The organism is Mesorhizobium sp. M7A.F.Ca.CA.002.05.1.1 (assembly GCF_003998335.1).
Lineage (GTDB): Bacteria > Pseudomonadota > Alphaproteobacteria > Rhizobiales > Rhizobiaceae > Mesorhizobium.
Genome location: NZ_RZQI01001562.1, coordinates 1 through 609 on the forward strand (window position 1 = coordinate 1; position 609 = coordinate 609).

The 609-nt window shown below is 60.1% G+C and carries 1 protein-coding gene; it reads right to left on the reverse strand.

Translation table 11 applies throughout. The features are described from left to right. Window positions 1–609, reverse strand: a 609-nt coding sequence (locus EN939_RS37045) for a M16 family metallopeptidase (protein WP_164751642.1), incomplete at both ends; no start/stop codon positions are given.

Here is a 609-nt window from a genome sequence, read left to right on the forward strand (position 1 = left end):
GCAATCGAGCGGGTCGAGCCCAGTTGGTCGATGGCATAGGCGCCGATCAGGTGCTTCTTCGCCGCCTTGAGCTCGGCCCCGGTCGGTCCTTGCTGCGCCATCTGCTTTACCACATCTCGCACGATGCTCAGTGTTTGGGCAGCGCAGTCCGAGCGTGTCTCTGTCGTAACCAGAAGCGAGTCAAGGGTTAGTTCAGAGCTGACGTGATAGGCAAGGCCGCGTTTTTGACGTACCTCCTCGTAAAGGCGGGAAGTCAAGTATGAGCCGCCAAGGATGTCGTTCAGCAGCACGGCCGCGTAGAAATCCGGCGCGCTAGGCTTCACGCCAGGCCAGGCCAACGTCAGCGAAGTCTGCGGCAGGTCGTAGTTCTCCTCCACCAGTTGACCGAGTTTCGGCGCGACATCGTAGACGGGGACGAGGGTTTGTTGCTCAGGCAAATCACCAAACAGCTGGTCAAGCCTTTCCCTCAACGTGTTCGCGTCAATGTCACCCACCACGGCAATATGGAGCCCGTCGCGAGCGAAAATGGCCTGGTGGAAGGCGCGGAGGTCGGACGGCGTGATGCCGGGGAGGCTCTCTTTTGTGCCTTCTCCCGGCCTTGAACAAGGA